The 18343-nt window shown below is 69.8% G+C and carries 16 protein-coding genes and 1 pseudogene; 4 read left to right on the forward strand and 13 right to left on the reverse strand.

Annotated features, from left to right (window positions below; translation table 11 throughout):
• The 9 genes and pseudogenes from ruvA to pgsA all read right to left on the reverse strand — a co-directional run.
• On the reverse strand, nt 1-393 hold a 393-nt coding region (gene ruvA, locus GA0115259_RS18275; RefSeq protein WP_093598040.1), incomplete at its 3' end, for a Holliday junction branch migration protein RuvA.
• A complete protein-coding gene (gene ruvC, locus GA0115259_RS18280; RefSeq protein WP_093598043.1) occupies nt 390-965 on the reverse strand; it encodes a crossover junction endodeoxyribonuclease RuvC in 576 nt (191 codons plus the stop codon). The genes ruvC and ruvA, both read right to left, overlap by 4 nt.
• Before the next feature lie 115 nt (nt 966-1080).
• Complete coding sequence (locus tag GA0115259_RS18285; protein ID WP_093598046.1) at nt 1081-1833, reverse strand: YebC/PmpR family DNA-binding transcriptional regulator; 753 nt, start codon at nt 1831-1833, stop codon at nt 1081-1083.
• A 123-nt stretch (nt 1834-1956) separates the two neighbouring features.
• Nucleotides 1957-2580 (reverse strand): pyridoxal 5'-phosphate synthase glutaminase subunit PdxT, encoded by a 624-nt coding sequence (gene pdxT, locus GA0115259_RS18290; RefSeq protein ID WP_093598049.1) that lies wholly within the window; start codon nt 2578-2580, stop codon nt 1957-1959.
• A 7-nt stretch (nt 2581-2587) separates the two neighbouring features.
• Nucleotides 2588-3502 carry a pyridoxal 5'-phosphate synthase lyase subunit PdxS gene (gene pdxS / locus GA0115259_RS18295; RefSeq protein WP_093598052.1) on the reverse strand — a complete coding sequence of 305 codons (915 nt, stop codon included), beginning with the start codon at nt 3500-3502 and terminating at the stop codon, nt 2588-2590.
• A gap of 187 nt (nt 3503-3689) precedes the next feature.
• Nucleotides 3690-4241: a LemA family protein gene (locus tag GA0115259_RS18300; RefSeq protein ID WP_093598055.1), complete on the reverse strand. Its 552-nt coding sequence runs from the start codon at nt 4239-4241 to the stop codon at nt 3690-3692.
• A 225-nt stretch (nt 4242-4466) separates the two neighbouring features.
• Nucleotides 4467-5606 (reverse strand): annotated as a pseudogene (locus tag GA0115259_RS18305) (glycosyltransferase family 4 protein); the annotation flags it as partial.
• On the reverse strand, nt 5603-6559 hold the full coding sequence (locus tag GA0115259_RS18310) for a phosphatidylinositol mannoside acyltransferase (RefSeq protein ID WP_093598058.1): 957 nt from the start codon (nt 6557-6559) through the stop codon (nt 5603-5605). The gene GA0115259_RS18310 and the pseudogene GA0115259_RS18305, both read right to left, overlap by 4 nt.
• Nucleotides 6556-7254, reverse strand: a complete 699-nt coding sequence (pgsA, locus tag GA0115259_RS18315; protein WP_093598061.1) for a phosphatidylinositol phosphate synthase — start codon at nt 7252-7254, stop codon at nt 6556-6558. The genes GA0115259_RS18310 and pgsA overlap by 4 nt, the downstream gene beginning before the upstream one ends.
• Nucleotides 7255-7697: 443 nt before the next feature.
• Between pgsA and GA0115259_RS18320 the strand changes: the two genes are divergently transcribed.
• Nucleotides 7698-9905 carry an elongation factor G-like protein EF-G2 gene (locus GA0115259_RS18320; RefSeq protein ID WP_093598064.1) on the forward strand — a complete coding sequence of 736 codons (2208 nt, stop codon included), beginning with the start codon at nt 7698-7700 and terminating at the stop codon, nt 9903-9905.
• A gap of 223 nt (nt 9906-10128) precedes the next feature.
• Entirely contained in the window at nt 10129-11784 is a 1656-nt protein-coding gene (locus GA0115259_RS18325; RefSeq protein WP_093598067.1) for a hypothetical protein, read from the forward strand.
• A 91-nt stretch (nt 11785-11875) separates the two neighbouring features.
• On the opposite strand, the gene GA0115259_RS18330 is transcribed toward GA0115259_RS18325, so the two are convergent.
• Nucleotides 11876-12460 (reverse strand): HIT family protein, encoded by a 585-nt coding sequence (locus GA0115259_RS18330; protein ID WP_093598070.1) that lies wholly within the window; start codon nt 12458-12460, stop codon nt 11876-11878.
• Between the two features lie 66 nt (nt 12461-12526).
• On the opposite strand from GA0115259_RS18330, the gene GA0115259_RS18335 reads away from it, so the two are divergent.
• The gene (locus GA0115259_RS18335; RefSeq protein WP_093598073.1) at nt 12527-13264 is read left to right on the forward strand and encodes a potassium channel family protein; all 738 of its coding nucleotides are present in this window, start codon (nt 12527-12529) and stop codon (nt 13262-13264) included.
• Between the two features lie 45 nt (nt 13265-13309).
• On the opposite strand, the gene thrS is transcribed toward GA0115259_RS18335, so the two are convergent.
• From thrS to GA0115259_RS18350, 3 genes are all read right to left on the reverse strand, one after another.
• Nucleotides 13310-15289 carry a threonine--tRNA ligase gene (gene thrS / locus GA0115259_RS18340; protein ID WP_093598076.1) on the reverse strand — a complete coding sequence of 660 codons (1980 nt, stop codon included), beginning with the start codon at nt 15287-15289 and terminating at the stop codon, nt 13310-13312.
• Between the two features lie 142 nt (nt 15290-15431).
• Entirely contained in the window at nt 15432-16688 is a 1257-nt protein-coding gene (locus GA0115259_RS18345; RefSeq protein ID WP_237540168.1) for a hypothetical protein, read from the reverse strand.
• On the reverse strand, nt 16688-17254 hold the full coding sequence (locus GA0115259_RS18350) for a DUF4365 domain-containing protein (protein WP_093598079.1): 567 nt from the start codon (nt 17252-17254) through the stop codon (nt 16688-16690). The genes GA0115259_RS18345 and GA0115259_RS18350 overlap by 1 nt, the downstream gene beginning before the upstream one ends.
• Nucleotides 17255-17442: 188 nt before the next feature.
• Here GA0115259_RS18350 and GA0115259_RS18355 point away from each other — a divergent pair, with 188 nt between their 5' ends.
• Nucleotides 17443-18168: a 3'-5' exonuclease gene (locus GA0115259_RS18355; RefSeq protein ID WP_093598082.1), complete on the forward strand. Its 726-nt coding sequence runs from the start codon at nt 17443-17445 to the stop codon at nt 18166-18168.
• The last annotated feature ends 175 nt before the right edge of the window (nt 18169-18343 follow it).

Genomic DNA, 18343 nt, shown 5'->3' on the forward strand with positions numbered 1-18343 from the left:
GAGCCGGTCCTTCAGCTCCAGCAGCAGCTTCTGGGCGCCCTTCTTGCCGATACCGGGAACGGCGGTCAGCGCCTTCTCGTCCCCGGTGGAGACGGCGACGCGCAGCGCGTCGGGGCTGTGTACGGCGAGCATCGCCTGCGCGAGCCGAGGCCCGACTCCGCTGGCGGTCTGCAGCAGCTCGAACACCTGGCGCTCGTCGTCGTCCGCGAAGCCGTAGAGCGTCAGTGAGTCCTCCCGTACGACCAGGGAGGTGGCGAGCTTCGCCTGCTGGCCGATACGGAGAGCGGCGAGTGTGCCCGGTGTGCACTGGACGGCCATCCCGACACCGCCGACCTCGATCACGGCCGTGGTCGGGGCGAGTGCGGCGACCGGGCCGCTGACGAAGGCGATCATCGCGTGACCTTCCGTACGGATGCGGTGGTGGGAACACGGGAGGCGCGCGCCGCCGTCTGTGCCTGCTGGGCCGCCTGTGCCTGCTGAAGACGGTTCATCGCGGGCGCACGCCAGATATGGCAGATGGCGAGGGCGAGGGCGTCCGCGGCGTCGGCGGGCTTCGGCGGTGCGTCGAGCCGCAGCAGCCGGGTCACCATCGCACCGACCTGCGCCTTGTCCGCCCGGCCGCTGCCGGTGACGGCGGCCTTGACCTCGCTGGGTGTGTGCAGTGCGACGGGAAGGCCGCGGCGCGAGGCACAGAGCATGGCGACCGCGCTGGCCTGGGCCGTGCCCATGACCGTGCGCACATTGTGCTGGGCGAACACCCGCTCCACCGCGACGAGTTCGGGCCGGTGCTCGTCGAGCCAGGACTCTATGCCCTGCTCGATGGCGACCAGACGCTCACCGGTCTCCGCGTCGGCGGGCGTACGGACCACGCCCACACCGAGCATCGTCAACGGCCGGCCCGCGGTGCCCTCGACTACTCCGACACCGCACCGGGTCAGTCCGGGGTCAATGCCCAGCACCCGCATCGCGCCCTCCCCCTCGCTCAGTTGTTCGCGCTGATCAGCACAGTATCGGTCGGCACCGACAACGCGACGGGCCGACGGAGGTGTGTCCCCCGCCGGCCCGTCGGCTGAAGCCCTGTCAGGCGTCGACCTTCTCCATGACCTCGTCGGAGACATCGAAGTTGGCGAAGACGTTCTGCACGTCGTCGCTGTCCTCCAGCGCGTCGATCAGCTTGAAGATCTTCCGCGCGCCCTCCTCGTCCAGCTCGACCTGCATGGTCGGGACGAAGTTGGCCTCGGCGGAGTCGTAGTCGATCCCGGCCTCCTGGAGCGAGGTGCGGACCGCGACCAGGTCGGTGGCCTCACTGAGCACCTCGAAGGACTCACCGAGGTCGTTGACCTCCTCGGCGCCCGCTTCCAGCACGGCGCCCAGCACATCGTCCTCGCCGAGCTCGCCCTTGGGCACGATCACGACGCCCTTGCGGTTGAACAGGTACGAGACGGAGCCCGGGTCGGCCATCGAACCGCCGTTGCGGGTCATGGCGACGCGTACGTCGGAGGCCGCGCGGTTGCGGTTGTCGGTGAGGCACTCGATCAGTACGGCGACACCGTTGGGACCGTAGCCCTCGTACATGATCGTCTCGTAGTCGGCGCCACCGGCCTCCAGACCGGCGCCGCGCTTGACGGCCGAGTCGATGTTCTTGTTCGGCACCGAGCTCTTCTTGGCCTTCTGGATGGCGTCGAAGAGCGTCGGGTTGCCGTCGATGTCGGCGCCACCGGTACGGGCCGCCACCTCGATGTTCTTGATCAGCTTCGCGAAGAGCTTGCCGCGCTTGGCGTCGATCACGGCCTTCTTGTGCTTCGTCGTAGCCCATTTAGAGTGGCCGGACATCTGCCTGTCTCCTTCGCGTAACCGGTTCTGCCTCTGCTCGGCAGAGATCCTACCGGGACGAGCACACGCGTCGTCCCGGCCACCGTCCCCGGAGCGCGGCCCGCGCGCCCTGGGAACGGTCGGTCACATACCGGCGTCAGGTACGGCGTCGCGCACCACGTCACGCACCAGCTCCGTGAAGAAGCGGTGGAGCCGGTGGTCGCCCGTGAGTTCCGGGTGGAACGACGTCGCGAGCGCGTTGCCCTGCCGTACGGCGACGACATGGCCGCCGTACTCGGCGAGCACCTGGACCTCGGCGCCCACCGACTCGACCCAGGGCGCCCGGATGAAGACACCCTCGACGGGACCGCCCTCGACTCCGGCGACCTCGACGGCCGCCTCGAAGGACTCGTTCTGGCGGCCGAAGGCGTTGCGGCGGACGATCATGTCGATACCGCCGACGGTCTCCTGGCCGGAGCGCGGATCGAGGATCTTCTCGGCGAGCATGATCATTCCGGCGCAGGTGCCGTACACCGGCATTCCGGCCCGCACGCGCGCCCGCAGCGGCTCCAGCATCCCGAAGAGCGCGGCCAGCTTTGACATCGTCGTGGACTCGCCGCCCGGGATCACCAGACCGTCGACCTGGGCGAGCTCCTCCGGGCGCCGGACGGTCCCGGCCACGGCGTCCGCCGCGGCCAGGGCGGCGAGATGCTCCCGGACATCGCCCTGAAGTGCCAGAACGCCGATCACAGGGGTGCGCGTGCTCATGGCGGCGTTACCAGCCGCGCTTCGCGTAGTGCTCGGACTCCGGCAGGGTGTCGATATTGATACCGACCATGGCCTCGCCCAGATTCCGGGACGCGTCCGCGATGATCTTCGGGTCGTCGTAGAAGGTGGTGGCCTTCACGATGGCGGCGGCGCGCTTGGCCGGGTCGCCGGACTTGAAGATGCCGGATCCCACGAAGACGCCCTCGGCGCCGAGCTGACGCATCAGCGCGGCGTCGGCGGGAGTGGCGACACCGCCGGCGGAGAAGAGCACCACGGGCAGCTTGCCGAGCGCGGCGACCTCCTTGACGATCTCGTACGGCGCGCGCAGCTCCTTGGCGGCGGCGTACAGCTCGTTGTTGTCGAAGCCGCGGAGCCTTGCGATCTCGTTCTTGATCTGACGGAGATGACGCACCGCCTCGACGACATTGCCGGTGCCGGCCTCGCCCTTGGAGCGGATCATGGCCGCGCCCTCGGCGATCCGGCGCAGGGCCTCGCCCAGATTGGTGGCGCCGCAGACGAAGGGCGTGGTGAAGGCCCACTTGTCGGAGTGGTTGACCTCGTCGGCGGGCGTCAGCACCTCGGACTCGTCGATGTAGTCCACACCGAGGGACTGGAGGACCTGCGCCTCCACGAAGTGACCGATCCGCGACTTGGCCATGACCGGGATCGAGACGGCCTCGATGATGCCCTCGATCATGTCCGGATCGGACATCCGGGCCACACCGCCGTCCTTACGGATGTCGGCGGGAACGCGCTCCAGCGCCATCACGGCGACCGCGCCGGCGTCCTCGGCGATCTTCGCCTGGTCCGGTGTGACGACATCCATGATCACGCCGCCCTTGAGCTGCTCGGCCATACCGCGCTTGACGCGCGCGGTGCCGGTCTCGGCGGACTGAGTGGTGGTGGGGAGCGTGGTGGACACGAATTCGACCTCACTGGCTGACGGGCCGGCCCGCTGTGTGGCCGCCTGGCTGAAAAGGGTGGAGAAACCGCACGCACAGGTAACGCCTCGGGAGCAGTCCACAGCAAGGGCCAATGAACAGGCGGTGGATCGTTCTCGCCGTGGATTCGTCCAGGCCTCAGGTCGTTTCGGGTTGCTTCAGGTCGCGTCAGGTCGAGGAGCCGGGCCGGTCCGCCAGCGCGACGGGCGGCTCGTCGTCCATCTCGAAGGCGAGCGGGAACGGAGCGTGTCCGGCAAGTCTGAACCAGCGGACCTTACGGTGGCGGCGCAGGGCGCGGGCGGCGCGTACGGCGTCGTTGTGGAAGCGCCTGGCCATGGGTACGCGCCGTACCGACGCGGCGAGTTCACCGGCGGCCTCCTCGCCGCCGGGAGCCGCCCGTACGGCCTCGACCTGCGCGGCCTCGCCGAAGACGGCCCGCAGCGCCTGGCTCAGCTCGCTCTCCGCGACCTCCCGCTGCTCCTCTTCGGCCTGCCGGGCCGCGTGCGCGGCCTCGTACAGCACGATGGACGCGGCGGGATCGAGCACACCGGAGGTCGCCAGCTCCTGGGTGACCGAGGCACGCCGCAGCAATTGCGCGTCGAGGGCGGCGCGGGCGGCGTCGATACGGGTGTGCAGCCGGTCGAGCCGGCCGGCGGTCCAGCTCAGATAGAGCGCGCAGGCGACGACGGCGACGACGATCCAGATGAGAGTTTCGGTCACGCGAGGCAGGCTATCGGGGCGCGCCGCGCGACCCTCCTACGGAGGACAGCCTCCGGGCGCGGGCGCGCCCGACCCGACGCATGGACACACGGCCGACGCCGGGCTGCCGGGACGTCAGTCCGTTACCGGCTCGGGACGGATGTCGCGTGGTGTGCGGGATCGGAAGGAGGCCTCGCCTGCGCCACCAGCGCCCCCCTGGGTGTCGCCGTCCATACGGCGGCGCAGTCGGGCGCGCAGGCCTGTGCGTTCGTCCGCCGCCACCGACGCCGCGCCGTCCGTCACCGTCTCGTACACCGCCAGGATGTCCGCGCCCACCGTCGTCCAGTCGAACCGCCGCACATGCGCGCTCCCCCGCTCGCGCAGCGCCTCGCGCCGCTCCGCGTCGCCGAGCAGCCGTACCGCCGCGCCCGCCAGCGCGTCCGCGTCCTCGTTGGTGAACAGCTCGCCCGCCGCGCCCTGGTCCAGCACTTGCGCGAACGCGTCCAGATCGCTCGCCAGCACGGCCGCGCCCGCCGACAGCGCCTCGACAAGGATGATGCCGAAGCTCTCGCCGCCCGTGTTGGGCGCGATGTACAGATCGATGCTGCGCAGCAGCCGCGCCTTGTCCTCGTCGCTCACCATCCCGAGGAACTCGACCCGCGATCGCATCTCCTTGGGAAGCGACTCCACCGCCTCCTTCTCGTCACCGCGCCCGGCCACCAGCAGCCGGGTCTCCGGATAGACCGCGAGAATCTTGGGCAGGGCCTTCATCAGCACCGGCAGTCCCTTGCGCGGCTCGTCGATCCGCCCGATGAAGCCGATCGTGCGGCCCTGCCACGCCGGATTGATCTCGGCCTTGGCGAAGAAGTCGACATCGACACCGTTCGGAATGACCACCGCGTCGCCGCCGAGATGCTCCACCAGCGTCCGCCGCGCGTACTCGCTCACCGCGATCCGCGCGCTGATCTTCTCCAGCGCGGGCTGGAGGATCGGATACGCGGCGATCATCGCCCGCGACCGCGGATTCGACGTGTGGAACGTCGCGACGATCGGTCCCTGCGCGGCCCAGCAGGTCAGCAGCCCCAGCGACGGCGCGGTCGGCTCATGGATGTGGATCACGTCGAAGGTGCCGTCGTGCAGCCACCGCCGTACCCGCGCCGCCGACAGGAAGCCGAAGTTCAGCCGGGCGACCGAGCCGTTGTACGGCACGGGCACGGCCCGTCCGGCCGAGACGACATAGGGCGGCAGCGGAGTCTCGTCGTCCGCGGGCGCCAGTACGGACACCTCGTGACCGAGCCTGATCAGATGCTCGGCCAGGTCCCTGATGTGGAACTGGACGCCGCCGGGCACGTCCCACGAGTACGGACAGACGATGCCGATCCTCACCGGGGACTCCCTCCGGAACCGGTCTGCCCGGAGTCAGCCTCCCCCGCGCCGCTCCGCCCGGGTTCGAGATCGGTGAGCCACAGCCGTTGCAGCATGTGCCAGTCCTCCGGGTGCTCGGCGATTCCGGTGGCGAAGACATCGGCCACCGCCTGTGTCATCACAGACGTCTTCTCGGCGCGCGTACCTGTCTCCGGAACCTCGATCGCGGGATGCACCTGGCCCCGCATCACCGGTGAATCGTCATACCAGAGAGTCGCCGGCAGCAGCAGCGCCCCGGTCTGCTGCGCCAGCAGCGCCGGACCGGCCGGCATCCGGGCCTTCTCCCCGAAGAAGTCGACCTCGACACCGGTGGACGACAGATCGCGGTCGGCGACCAGACAGACCAGACCGCCGTTCCGCAGCCGCCGCGCGAGCGCGCCGAACGCGGAACCGCCGGTGTGCGGCAGCACCTCCATGCCCAGGCTCTCGCGGTAGGCGACGAACCGGTCGTAGAGCGACTCCGGCCTGAGCCGCTCGGCGACCGTCGTGAACGGCACTCCCTGTCCTCGGGTGAGCCAGGCTCCCGCCAGGTCCCAGTTGGCCAGGTGCGGCAGCGCGAGCACCACACCGCGCCCGGCCGCGAGGCCTTCGGTCAGACAGTGGATGTCCTTGATCTCGACGCCGCCGCTCACCCGCTCCTTGCTCCAGGCGGGCAGCCGGAAGGACTCCATCCAGTACCGCATGTACGAGCGCATCCCGGCCCGGGACAGCTCCGCGAGCCGTTCGGGACCGGCGTCCGGCACCACGCGCGCGAGATTGGACTCCAGCCGCAGCACACTCGCGCCGCGCCGCTTCCACACGGTGTCCGCGATGGTCCGGCCGAGCGCCTTTGCCATGGGCTCGGGCAGCTTCTTGACGGTGCTCCAGCCGAGTCCGTACAGAGAGCCGGTCAGCCGCTCGCTCGCGCCGCTCATGACGCGCTCCCGCTCCCGCGTGGAGTGCTCCCGGTGTTCCCGGGCCCGGCGCCGGCCGCAGCGGCGGCGTCGGCCTCGGCGGATTCGCGCCGTACGGTCACGACGCGCTGGCCGAGCGTCACCACGCTGCCCGCGGCCACGATCCACAGCGCGATGGGCAGCAGGATGTCGATGCCCGGCACACCGAAGGCGTGCAGTCCCGCCAGACCGGCCGCGACCAGCGAGATGACCAGCCGCTCCGCCCGCTCGACCAGCCCGTTGACGGCGACGGGCAGCCCGATGGACTCGCCTCGGGCCTTGGTGTACGAGACGACCTGGCCGCTCGCCAGACAGAAGATCGCGACGGCGCACAGCGCGTTGTTGTCGCCGTCGCCCGCGTACCAGAGCGCGAACCCGGCGAAGATCGCGCCGTCGGCGACACGGTCGAGCGTCGAGTCGAGGAAGGCGCCCCAGCGGCTGGAGATCCCCGCCTGCCTGGCCATGTTTCCGTCGACCAGGTCGGAGAAGACGAAGACGGTGATCACGATCGTGCCCCAGAAGAACTCCCCGCGAGGGAAGAAGACCAGCGCGCCCGCCATCACTCCGGCCGTACCGATGAGCGTGACGGCGTCCGGACTCACTCCGCGCCGGAGCAGAAACGCGGCGAACGGTGTGAGGACACGCGTGAAGAATGCACGCGCGTACTTGTTCAGCATGGCCTTCCCGAGGTTCGGTGGGCCGAGCGGCCCCGATGGCCACCGGCTAGGCGGCCCTGCCCGGCCACTCTTCGCGGGCCGGTGACTCCTGGCACGGCACCTCGCCGCTTTGCCGGAGTCGTCCAGTACCTTCCAGTACGTGCACGATCCTCCGCCTCTCGATGCCTCCGTAGCCTTGCGGGCAACGGGAGGTACCCCCTCCACCAGGCGCCACGGCAGACCACGAGGACCGGCCGGACAGGACCGGGCCCATCGTAGCCACGACCCCCACACCGTACCGCCGGGCACCCGGGCCATGCCTCCGCGTACGACGTATGGACGCACCATGGCCGGAGTGCGAAGCTCGAAGGACCACCGCGGGCATCGCCGGAGCTGCCACGGCGGCTCCCCCGGCCCGCGCCTCTCTCCATCTCCTCACCGCGATCGACCGGGAGGCAGGAATCATGGGCGACAAGGCGCATACACACCCCGGGGCCGCCGGCAGGGCAATGGCGGCCGACCGGCCCGCGTCCGTACGGAACGTGGTGCTGGTCGGCCACAGCGGGTCGGGCAAGACCACACTCGTCGAGGCTCTCGCGCTCACCGCCGGAGCGGTGAACCGGGCGGGCCGGGTCGAGGACGGCGGCACGGTCTCCGACTACGACGAGATCGAGCACCGCCAGCAGCGTTCCGTACAGCTCTCGCTCGTCCCACTGGAATGGGGCGGCTACAAGATCAATCTGCTGGACACCCCCGGCTATGCCGATTTCGTCGGGGAACTCAGGGCCGGTCTGCGGGCGGCGGACGCGGCCCTTTTCGTTGTGTCGGCCGCCCAGGAGGCGGAGGCCGTGGCCGGTGCCACCCGTACCGTCTGGGAGGAGTGCGCGGCCGTCGGCATGCCGCGCGCGATCGTCGTCACGCATCTCGACACGGCGCGCACCGGCTTCGACGAGATGACCCGGCTCTGCGCCCGGATCTTCGGCGGTGACGATCCCGACGCCGTACTGCCGCTGTATCTGCCGGTGCACGGCCCGGAGGGCCCGGACGGACACGCCCCGGCCACCGGACTCGTCGGACTGCTCTCGCGGCGGATCTTCGACTACTCCTCCGGGGAGCGCCGGGAGAATCCGCCCGGTCCCGGTGAGCTGCCGCTGATCGAGGAGGCACGCGACCGGCTGATCGAAGGGATCATCGCCGAGAGCGAGGACGAGACGCTCATGGACCGCTATCTCGGCGGCGGCGAGATCGACCTCAAGACGTTGATCGGCGATCTGGAGAAGGCGGTGGCGCGCGGGATCTTCCATCCGGTGCTCGCGGCGGCCCCGGCGCCGCCCGGCGGCCGGCAGGGCCTGGGCACGGTCGAACTGCTCGATCTGATCGCCAGCGGCTTCCCGAGCCCACTGGAGCGCCCGGCTCCGGAGATCACCACTCCGCAGGGCACTCCGCGTCCCGGTATCGGCTGTGATCCTCAGGGCCCGCTCGTCGCCGAGGTGGTCAAGACCGCCTCGGATCCGTATGTCGGCAGGATCTCGCTCGTACGGGTCTTCTCGGGCACGCTGCGGCCGGACGAGCTGGTGCATGTGTCGGGCCACGGTCTCACCGACCGCGGCCATGAGGATCACGATGTCGAGGAGCGGACCGGCGCGCTCTCCTCGCCGTTCGGCAAACAGCAGCGCGTGATGGGCCACTGCATCGCCGGAGATCTGGCCTGTATCGGGAAACTCTCCGGCGCCGAGACCGGCGACACTCTCTCCGCCCAGGACGATCCGCTGCTGATGGAGCCCTGGACCATGCCCGATCCGCTGCTGCCGCTGGCCGTCCAGGCCCATGGCAAGGCGGACGAGGACAGGCTGTCCCACGGGCTCGCCCGGCTGGTGGCGGAGGACCCGACGATGCGGCTCGAACAGAATCCGGAGACCCGTCAGGTGGTGCTCTGGTGTCTGGGCGAGGCGCATATGGATGTCGCGCTGGAGCGGCTGCGCACGCGCTACGGCGTACAGGTCGACGCCGTGCCGTTCAAGGTCGCGCTCCGGGAGACCTTCGGCGAGAGTTCGGCGGGACGCGGCCGGCATGTGAAACAGTCCGGCGGCCACGGCCAGTTCGCGATCTGCGAGATCGAGGTGGATCCGCTGCCGCCCGGCTCCGGTGTCGAGTTCGTCGACAAGGTGGTCGGCGGCGCGGTGCCACGGCAGTTCATCCCGTCCGTGGAGAAAGGCATACGGGCCCAGGCCGCGCGCGGAGTCGCGGCGGGCCATCCGCTGGTCGACATCCGGGTCACTCTGCTCGACGGAAAAGCCCACTCGGTGGACTCCTCCGACGCCGCGTTCCAGACGGCGGGCGCGCTGGCGCTGCGCGAGGCGGCCGTCGAGGCGTCGATCCATCTGCTGGAACCGGTCGCCGAGGTACGGGTCCTCATCCCCGACGAGTATGTGGGACCGGTGATGAGCGATCTCTCGGGACGGCGCGGCCGGGTCGTCGGCACCGAACAGGCCGGTCCGGGAAGGACCTTGGTGCTGGCCGAGGTGCCGGAGCTGGAGATCGGACGGTACGCGGTGGACCTGCGGTCGGTCACCCATGGCACCGGCCGCTTCAGCCGCTCGTACGCGCGCCACGAGCCGATGCCGCCGACGGTCGCGGACCGGCTCCGTGAACAGGAGGGCAGCCTGGTCTAGTTGACACCTCGTCCGGTTCACACGTGGTCAAGTCGATGCACGTGGTCGATTTCGATGCGTGGTCACGGCAATACGTAGTTGATACGCCGGTGGCTGAAGAGAGCCACTCCCCTGACGCGGACGCCTTCGCCCGGTTACGCTGTGGTGCCCAGCTCAGCACGTGTGCGGGGCGCGCGGGCCGGGTACAGGTCGCGGCAGCGGATCTTGCGGCGAGGGGGCGGCAGTGGCGGACAACGGATTCGACTTCAGCCCGGGGGCACAGATCCCGCTCCAGGGAGGGGCCGGACAGGACCCGGCGACGAACGCCCTGGCCTCGGCGTCCTATCGGGACACCCCGATGGAGGAGATCCTCAAGGCCGACAACGACGTGCACAAGTCCAAGGTGACCAAGGGCAGGTTCTCGCTCTTCGAGCCCAATCTGGGCGAGGCGTTCGCGCGGGCCCTCCAGCTCCGTACGCTCGGCGGCGGCCGGAAGGCGCTTATCCAGTCCTTCGGCATGGAGCCGCAGACGGTGGTGCTGCACGCCCTCGCCGCGACACGCATCCGCAAGGACCGCGACATCAAACTCACCGCCGTGACCGCGGTGTTCGGGCTGCTCTTCCTGCCCGGACTGCTGGTCTGGCTGGGTGTCTTCCAGCTCCGTCGTACGATCGCGGGCTCGAAGGACCGGCGCGCGGGACTGATGGGGACGGCGCTGCTGGCGGGCGTGGCGCTGCTGGCCGTGATCCTGCTGCTGCGGCTGCCGTTCGACGGTGTCCTCGGCTGGTATGTGCGCGGCGCGATCGTCGCTCCTGTCATCGGCTGGCTGCTGGCCAGGCGGATCTGCGAGTCCACCGCCAAGGATCTGCGCGCCCGCTGGTCCGATCTCCTCGCCGGCGGCGGCCTCGGCGCCAAGGTCCCCGAGGCGGTCCCCGGAAATCCCGGCGACGCCACACGGGAGGCAGTGCGCCAGGGCATCGAGAACCTCACGGCCGAGCAGAACTCCAACGTCCTCTTCTATGCCGGCCCCAAGGGCATACTCGGCATGGGCACCCGCTGGGGAAGCTGGCAGCTCGCCGAGGCTCTGGTGCCCAAGGATCCGGCCAAGGAGATCCACCAGTTCCGCAGTTACGACGTGATACGGGCGATCCACGACCAGCTCAAGCTGCTGGAGCGCGGGCCGCTCAACTCCGGTGGATTCCCGCCTCCTTCGGTCAAGCACTGGATCGTCTCGCCCGTCGGTGAGGGCGCCGACTCGGTGTCCAGGCCCGACGGCCAGGATGTGGAGGCGTATCAGGTCAAGCCGCACGAGATACAGCGGATCTGCAACCACCAGCAGTTCGGCGCAGGCAACCGCCACTATCTCGGCGTGCAGTTCGTCCTCTGGGACGGCCAGCTCGTGATCACCATGATGATCACGGTGACCGTGCTGCACGAGACGCTGCGGATCGAGGTCTCCGGCCATGCCCTGGGACCGATCCACGGGCTCTTCTCCGGGGGGCCGTCCGCCAAGACCGTGAGCCGGCCCAAGACCATCCGGTTCTGGGAGACCACCTCGCGGACGCTGCCTCTGGTCGAGCCGAAGGAGGCGGTCCGGCTCGCGGTGCGCGCGCCCTTCACCTGGTATCCGCCGATCCTCGACTTCCTCGGCGGCAAGCTCTCGCTGCCCGAGCCGTTCGGTCTGCGGCACGCCTGGGCCGACCAGCCGTGGAAGCACCGCTTCATGGCCGATGACGCGATGCGCGCCGCCACGCCCGTCCTGCGGGTGGCGCACAAGGCGGCGCTGCGTGTGCTGGACGAGCACGGCGTGGACACCTCGGGCTTCAGCAGCCGGGCGGCCTCGCTCTTCGGCGCGGTGCAGGACCCGTCGCCGAAGCGGGTCGACGCGTACGACGCGTAGGCAGCGCAGGAAGAAGCCGCGCGGCGGGTCACCGGACCACCACCGCGCGGGCTACGGCTCCTCGCGCGCGGCGGCTACGGCTCGGCGGCGGCTACGGTGCTATGGACGTGGACGTCGGCGGTACGGGCCAGGCGTTGGCCAGCATCGCGCGCGTTTCGGCGAGCAGCTGCGGAAGCACCCTCGTATGCCCGACGACCGGCATGAAGTTGGTGTCGCCGCCCCAGCGCGGCACCACATGCTGATGGAGATGCGCCGCGATCCCGGCTCCCGCCGCGACGCCCTGGTTCATCCCGATGTTGAAACCGTGCGCGCCCGAGGCAGTACGGAGCGCGGTCATCGCGTGCTTGGTGAAGAGAGCGAGCTCGGCGGTCTCCGCCTCGTCCAGATCGGTGTAGTCGGCCACATGACGGTAGGGAACGATCATGGAGTGGCCGCCGTTGTACGGGTAGAGGTTGAGCACCGCGTACACCCGCTCGCCACGCGCCACGATCAGCCCGTCCTCGTCGGACTTGGCCGGGATGGAGCAGAAGGGACAGCCGTCCTCGGCGCCCGGCCCGGTGGGCTTGTTCTCGCCCTGGATATAGGCCATCCGATGGGGCGTCCACAGGCGCTGGAACGCGTCCTGGGTCCCCACTCCGATCTGCTGCTCCGGCTCACTCGTCATGCTGTGCAGCATATGACTTCGGCCCCGTGAAGCGTGTCGCCGGGCCCTGACCGGACGGGCCCCGGCGATGCTGGGGCGATGCATGTCCGGAACGCATCCGACCGGCTGCTCCGCTGGGAGCGCCGCATGGATCTGCCGCTGTTCGTGGGCTCGCTGCTCTTTCTCGCCTGTTACGCGGTGCACGTTCTGTTCCGTGACATCGCTCCGCTCTGGCACGATCTCGCACTCGGGCTGGCCCTGTTGATCTGGGCGGTCTTCCTGCTGGACTACGCGGTACGGATACTGCTCAGCGGTGAAGGCGTCCGTTTCGTACGGACGCACTGGCTGGACACCGTCGTCCTCGTCCTGCCTCTGCTGCGTCCGGTGCGGATCGTGAACACGTATCTGGCGGTGCGGCGGCGCCGGGACCGTCCTCGGCTCAGCCTGTACGGACGGGTGATCACCTACGCCGCGATGACCGCCGTCCTGCTCAGCTTCGCCGCCGCGCTCGCCGTCTACGAGCAGGAGCGCGGAGCACCGGGCACCACCATCCGTACCTTCGGCGACGCCGTGTGGTGGGCCTGCGCGGCGATCACCACGGTCGGCTACGGCGACGCGACGCCCGTGACTCCGCTCGGCCGGGTGTACGCGGTGTTCCTGATGGCGTGCGGTGTGGCCCTGCTGGGTGCGGTGACGGGCGCGTTCTCGTCATGGCTGATCCAGGTCTTCGCACGGGAGGACAAGGAAGACAAGGTGGACAAGGAAGACGGGGCTGGCGAGGAAGCCAGGGATGGCGAAGGAGACAAGGAGCGCAAGGAAAGGCCCCCGGGAGACTGATGCCGCCTCCCGAGGGCTTCGCCGTACACGCCGTACCCGCGCGCGTCACACCTGTACGCGGCGCTCCACCACATCGACCAGCTTCGCCAGCGCCTGGTCGCGCGGGATGCCGTTCTCCTGCGAGCCGTCGCGGTAGCGGAAGGACACCGTGCCCGCGTGCATGTCCTCGTCACCGACGATGATCATGAAGGGCACCTTCTGCCGCTGCTGGTTCCTGATCTTCTTCTGCATACGGTCCGAGGACGCGTCCACCTCGACGCGCAGGCCCTTGCGCTTCGCCTCCGCCGCGAACTCCTGGAGATACGGCACATGCGCGTCGCCGACCGGGATGCCCACCGCCTGCACCGGCGCCAGCCAGGCCGGGAACGCGCCCGCGTAGTGCTCCAGCAGCACCGCGAAGAACCGCTCGATCGAGCCGAACAGCGCGCGGTGGATCATGACCGGTTGCTGCTTGGAGCCGTCCGCCGCCGTGTACTCCAGGTGGAACCGCTTGGGCTGCTGGAAGTCGACCTGGATGGTCGACATCTGCCACGAGCGGCCGATGGCGTCACGCGCCTGCACCGAGATCTTCGGACCGTAGTAGGCGGCGCCGCCCGGGTCCGGGACCAGCGGCAGGCCCTGCTTCTCCGCGGCCTGGCGCAGCGTCTCGGTGGCCTCCTCCCACTCCGCGTCCTCGCCGATGAACTTGTCGGACTCGGGGTCGCGGGTGGAGAGCTCCAGCTCGAAGTCGGTCAGACCGTAGTCGCGCAGCAGGTCCAGGACGAAGGTGAGCAGCGAGTCCAGCTCGTCCGCCATCTGCTCCTTGGTGCAGTAGATGTGCGAGTCGTCCTGGGTGAAGCCGCGAGCACGGGTCAGGCCGTGCACCACACCGGACTTCTCGTACCGGTACACCGTGCCGAACTCGAAGAGGCGCAGGGGCAGTTCACGGTACGACCGGCCCCGCGCCCGGAAGATCAGGTTGTGCATGGGGCAGTTCATGGCCTTGAGCCGGTAGTTCTGCCCGTCGAACTCCAGGGGCGGGAACATCGCGTCGGCGTAGTTCGGCAGATGCCCCGAGGTCTCGAAGAGCGCTTCCTTCGAGATGTGCGGAGTGTTGACGAACTCGTAGTCCGCGTCCTCGTGACGACGCCGGGAGTACGTCTCCATCTCCCGGCGGACGATGCCGCCCTTGGGGTGGAAGACGGCGAGGCCGGAGCCCAGTTCCTCCGGGATGGAGAAGAGGTCCAGCTCGACACCGAGCTTGCGGTGGTCGCGCTTCTCGGCCTCCGCGAGGAATTCCAGGTGCGCCTTCAGCTCTTCCTTCGAGGGCCACGCGGTGCCGTAGATGCGCTGAAGTTGCTTGTTCTTCTCGCTGCCCCGCCAGTACGCCGACGCGTTCCGCATGAGCTTGAACGCCGGGATGTTGCGGGTGGTGGGCAGATGCGGGCCGCGGCACAGATCGCGCCAGCACAGCTCGCCCGTCTTGGCGTCCAGGTTGTCGTAGATGGTCAGCTCGCCGCCGCCCACCTCGACATCCGCGCCGTCCTCGTTCGAGGCGGAGCCCTTGAGGCCGATCAGTTCCAGCTTGTACGGCTCGTCGGCCAGCTCCTCGCGGGCCGCCTCGTCGGTGACGACGCGCCGCGAGAACCGCTGGCCGCGCTTCTGGATCTCCTGCATCTTCTTCTCGATGGCCTTGAGGTCATCGGGATGGAAGGGAGCCGCCACATCGAAGTCGTAGTAGAAGCCGTCCCTGACCGGCGGGCCGATACCCAGCTTGGCCTCGGGAAAGAGCTCCTGCACGGCCTGCGCCATGACATGCGCGGTGGAGTGGCGCAGGATGTTGAGGCCGTCCTCGGAGGAGATCTCGACCGGCTCGACGATCTCGCCCTCGCCCGGTTCGTGGGCGAGGTCCTTCAGTGCGCCGCCGACGCGCGCGGCGATCACGGTGCGCTCTCCGGCGAACAGCTCGGCCGCCGTAGTGCCCGTCGTCACCACGCGCTCTTCCCGCTCGGAATCGCGTTGGATGATCACACGGACGTCTGACACCGGTCTCTCCTGACTCTGGGGCGCGACAGCGGACACTGCGCGTCTGAATCGTACCGAGCCGGGGGGCCCGGTCGCGAAACAGTTGCCGAGCGGTGACCGCCGCCGTCTCCGCCCATGTCGGCCGCCGCCGCCCTTGCCCGCGTCAGTCGCCGCCGCCGCACGCCTCCTCGAAGTAGTCCAGGTTCTCCTGGAGCGACTTCATCAGCCGGTCGCGCTCCGCGTCGTCCACCTGGACGGGCACCACATCGCTGGCGTCGGTGAGCCTGCGGAATCCGCCACGGCTCTCCAGCCTGCCCACCACCCGGATCGGCAGACCGACGAGATGTGCGTGTCCGGCGACGCGGTACGACTCCTCGTCCAGCGCCACCCGTACGTGCGGGATCTCCGCGCCGGCGAGAACACGCAGCCGCACGGATCCCTCGCCGCCGGTACCGGCCCGGCGCATCCGGATCACCGCGCCGGTGATCCGTACCGGCACGGACGGCTCGTCGCGCAGATAACGCTTGCCCGCCTCGCGCAGCGCGGGCAGATCGCCGGGCGAGAACTCCACCGGCTCGGGACGGGCGGCGCAGCCTTCGGGCACACCTGCGCCCGGCGCCCAGGCCAGGCCGACCCGGGCGCCTTCCGTACCTCTCACCAGCGCCACCAGCGCCTCGGTCAGCTCCCGGCTCACTCCGGCCTCCACCGCGGAGTCGAACGCCTCCATGCCTCCGGTGGCCCGCTGGTAGTCGGCCGCCTCACGGGCCGCGGAGAGCGCGTGATGGAGCTGTACGGCAATGGACCGGCCGCTCGTCACCGGCAGGAAGGCGGTCAGCTCACGTCCGCCCGGCGCTGGTCCGACCAGCACTCCGCCCAGCGAGTCCTGGGCCTGCCGGCGATGGCGCGCGCCGTAGTAACCCGCCCGGCCTCGTACGGCGAGGGCCCCGGCGAGCAGAAGCTGCCTCGCCGCCGTACGGAGCTGTTCCTGTACGGTCCACTCCGCGGCGCCGGAGGGACCCGGTGGCACATCGCGCCACCAGCGGATCTCGTCGCTGGGCACGGCGAGCCCGACGAGCACCTCGCGCGCCGAGGGAGCCGCGCTGCGGGCGAGCGCCGTGAGGGCCTCGGCGAGCAGGTCCTCGCAGTCGGGAAAAGCACGGCTCTCGGGAACGAGCAGGCTCGTACCGCGCCCGCTCGGCCCCGGTGGTGTCCAGCGGGCATAGCGCCCGGGAGCGCCACCGCGCCGCCGCCAGCCGTGCCGGGCGAGCAGCGCGCCGAGGACGGCGGGATCGGTCCTGGTGGGATCCGGTTCCGAAGCCGCTCCGCCGTTCCAGGAGTGGCCGTCGGCCAAGGGCTCCGGCTCCGACGTCCCGGTCGGCGACGAGTGGGAACGTACTGGCTCGTCGGACGGCCAACGCATCACGGTCTCCCTCCCGACCCGACTCGGGTCATGATCTCGCAGAGCGCCCGGTCGTCGAAGATCCGCGCGGTGGGCACACGCACCGTGGTGCGGTACCGGCCGGTCACCGGATGGCCGGCCAGATTGATCCAGTAGCAGCAGTGTCTGAGGTCGAGCCGGTCATGGCTGGCGCGCAGCCATTCGTCCTGGGCCCTGGGCACGAGCATCACGACCAGGATCTTGTGTACGGAGACCGGAGTGCGGGCGAGTTTGACGAGATGAGCGTTGTCGAGGGTGAAGGAGAAAGCGGGCCCCGCCGGGTGCGGGGGTATCTGGTAGGTGCATTTGAGCTGGACTTTTATGGTGACCTCGTCGTCGACGAGATGTCCTGGCGCGCTGTGGCTCACGTGCCAGTCGATGCCGTTGTCGGGAAAGGGCTGGCTGAGTGAGCAGCCCGCGGCGGCGGCGACCGCGTGGAGGTAGCCCACCTGGAGTGTCTCCATGCAGGCGGTGGTGGCGAGCGCTCCGCGCAGCGGTGCCATCCGCTCGGGCAGCAGCCCACCCGGTTCGGGCTTGGCGAGCGCCATGGCTCTGGGTGCCTTCCGGGCCGTACCGGTCAGTTGGAGCGACGGGACGTCAACTCACGTGCCCGACACCTGTGTTGTGACCGTACGGAGCACCGCGTAAACGGCGCGTACCGAACGACCTGTCCGGGTATCACCGATTCGGGCAGTGGCTGGACGCCATCTGCCGCTCAGGCGCGAGGAGTTCGGGGATGACGCGTTGGTATGAGGGACCGTTGGCAGCGTTCGACACCGAGACGACCGGAGTCGATGTCGAGGAGGACCGGATCGTCTCGGCCGCTCTCGTCGTCCAGGACATGGCGGGCGCCAGGCCGCGGGTGACCCGCTGGCTGATAGATCCGGGTGTGCCCGTGCCGCCGGGCGCCACCGAGGTGCACGGTCTGACGGACGACTTTCTGCACCGGAACGGCCGCTGGCCGGCGCCCGCGATCGAGGAGATGGCCAGGGCGCTGGCCGAGCAGTGCGCGGCGGGCCGTCCGCTGGTGGTGATGAACGCGCCGTTCGATCTGACGCTGCTGGACCGTGAGTTACGGCGTCACCGGGCCTCGTCCCTGGCGCGCTGTCTGGAGAACGTCCCGCTCTGTGTGCTGGATCCACGCGTCCTGGACAAGCATCTGGACCGTTACCGCAAGGGCCGGCGCACACTGACCGATCTCTGTGCCCACTACGAGGTGGAGCTGGACGGAGCGCATGACGCGGCCGTCGACGCGGTGGCGGCGCTGGAGGTGGTACGGGCGGTCGGCCGCCGGTTCGCGGCGCGGCTGGAGCGGCTCAGCGCGGCGGAGCTGCATACGCTCCAGGCGGTCTGGCACGCGGCGCAGGCACGCGGCCTCCAGGCGTGGTTCTCCCGCAACGGTACGGAGGAGTCGGTGGATCCGGCCTGGCCGCTGCGTCCCGAACTGCCCGCCGCCGCTTGATCACCGCCGCGGTCCGTTTACGAGCGTTTACAGGCGAAGACGGGCGTTCACGGCGTGCGCCGGTCCGTCCGGAACGCGCGAAGGCCGGTCCGTCGCAGACGGACCGGCCTCTCCCGGTGGGCGATACTGGGTTCGAACCAGTGACCTCTTCGGTGTGAACGAAGCGCTCTCCCAC

Origin of the sequence: Streptomyces sp. MnatMP-M17 (genome assembly GCF_900091995.1) — a bacterium.
Lineage (GTDB): Bacteria > Actinomycetota > Actinomycetes > Streptomycetales > Streptomycetaceae > Streptomyces.

Bases quoted from the DNA above. Each gene is read 5' to 3' on its own strand.
- GA0115259_RS18320 (WP_093598064.1), top strand. From the start codon at position 7,698: ATGGGCGACAAGGCGCATACACACCCCGGGGCCGCCGGCAGGGCAATG.
- GA0115259_RS18285 (WP_093598046.1), bottom strand. From the start codon at position 1,833: ATGTCCGGCCACTCTAAATGGGCTACGACGAAGCACAAGAAGGCCGTG.
- pgsA (WP_093598061.1), bottom strand. From the start codon at position 7,254: ATGCTGAACAAGTACGCGCGTGCATTCTTCACGCGTGTCCTCACACCG.
- GA0115259_RS18310 (WP_093598058.1), bottom strand. From the start codon at position 6,559: ATGAGCGGCGCGAGCGAGCGGCTGACCGGCTCTCTGTACGGACTCGGC.
- pdxT (WP_093598049.1), bottom strand. From the start codon at position 2,580: ATGAGCACGCGCACCCCTGTGATCGGCGTTCTGGCACTTCAGGGCGAT.
- GA0115259_RS18345 (WP_237540168.1), bottom strand. From the start codon at position 16,688: ATGCGTTGGCCGTCCGACGAGCCAGTACGTTCCCACTCGTCGCCGACC.
- GA0115259_RS18355 (WP_093598082.1), top strand. From the start codon at position 17,443: ATGACGCGTTGGTATGAGGGACCGTTGGCAGCGTTCGACACCGAGACG.
- GA0115259_RS18350 (WP_093598079.1), bottom strand. From the start codon at position 17,254: ATGGCGCTCGCCAAGCCCGAACCGGGTGGGCTGCTGCCCGAGCGGATG.
- GA0115259_RS18335 (WP_093598073.1), top strand. From the start codon at position 12,527: ATGCATGTCCGGAACGCATCCGACCGGCTGCTCCGCTGGGAGCGCCGC.
- GA0115259_RS18330 (WP_093598070.1), bottom strand. From the start codon at position 12,460: ATGCTGCACAGCATGACGAGTGAGCCGGAGCAGCAGATCGGAGTGGGG.
- ruvC (WP_093598043.1), bottom strand. From the start codon at position 965: ATGCGGGTGCTGGGCATTGACCCCGGACTGACCCGGTGCGGTGTCGGA.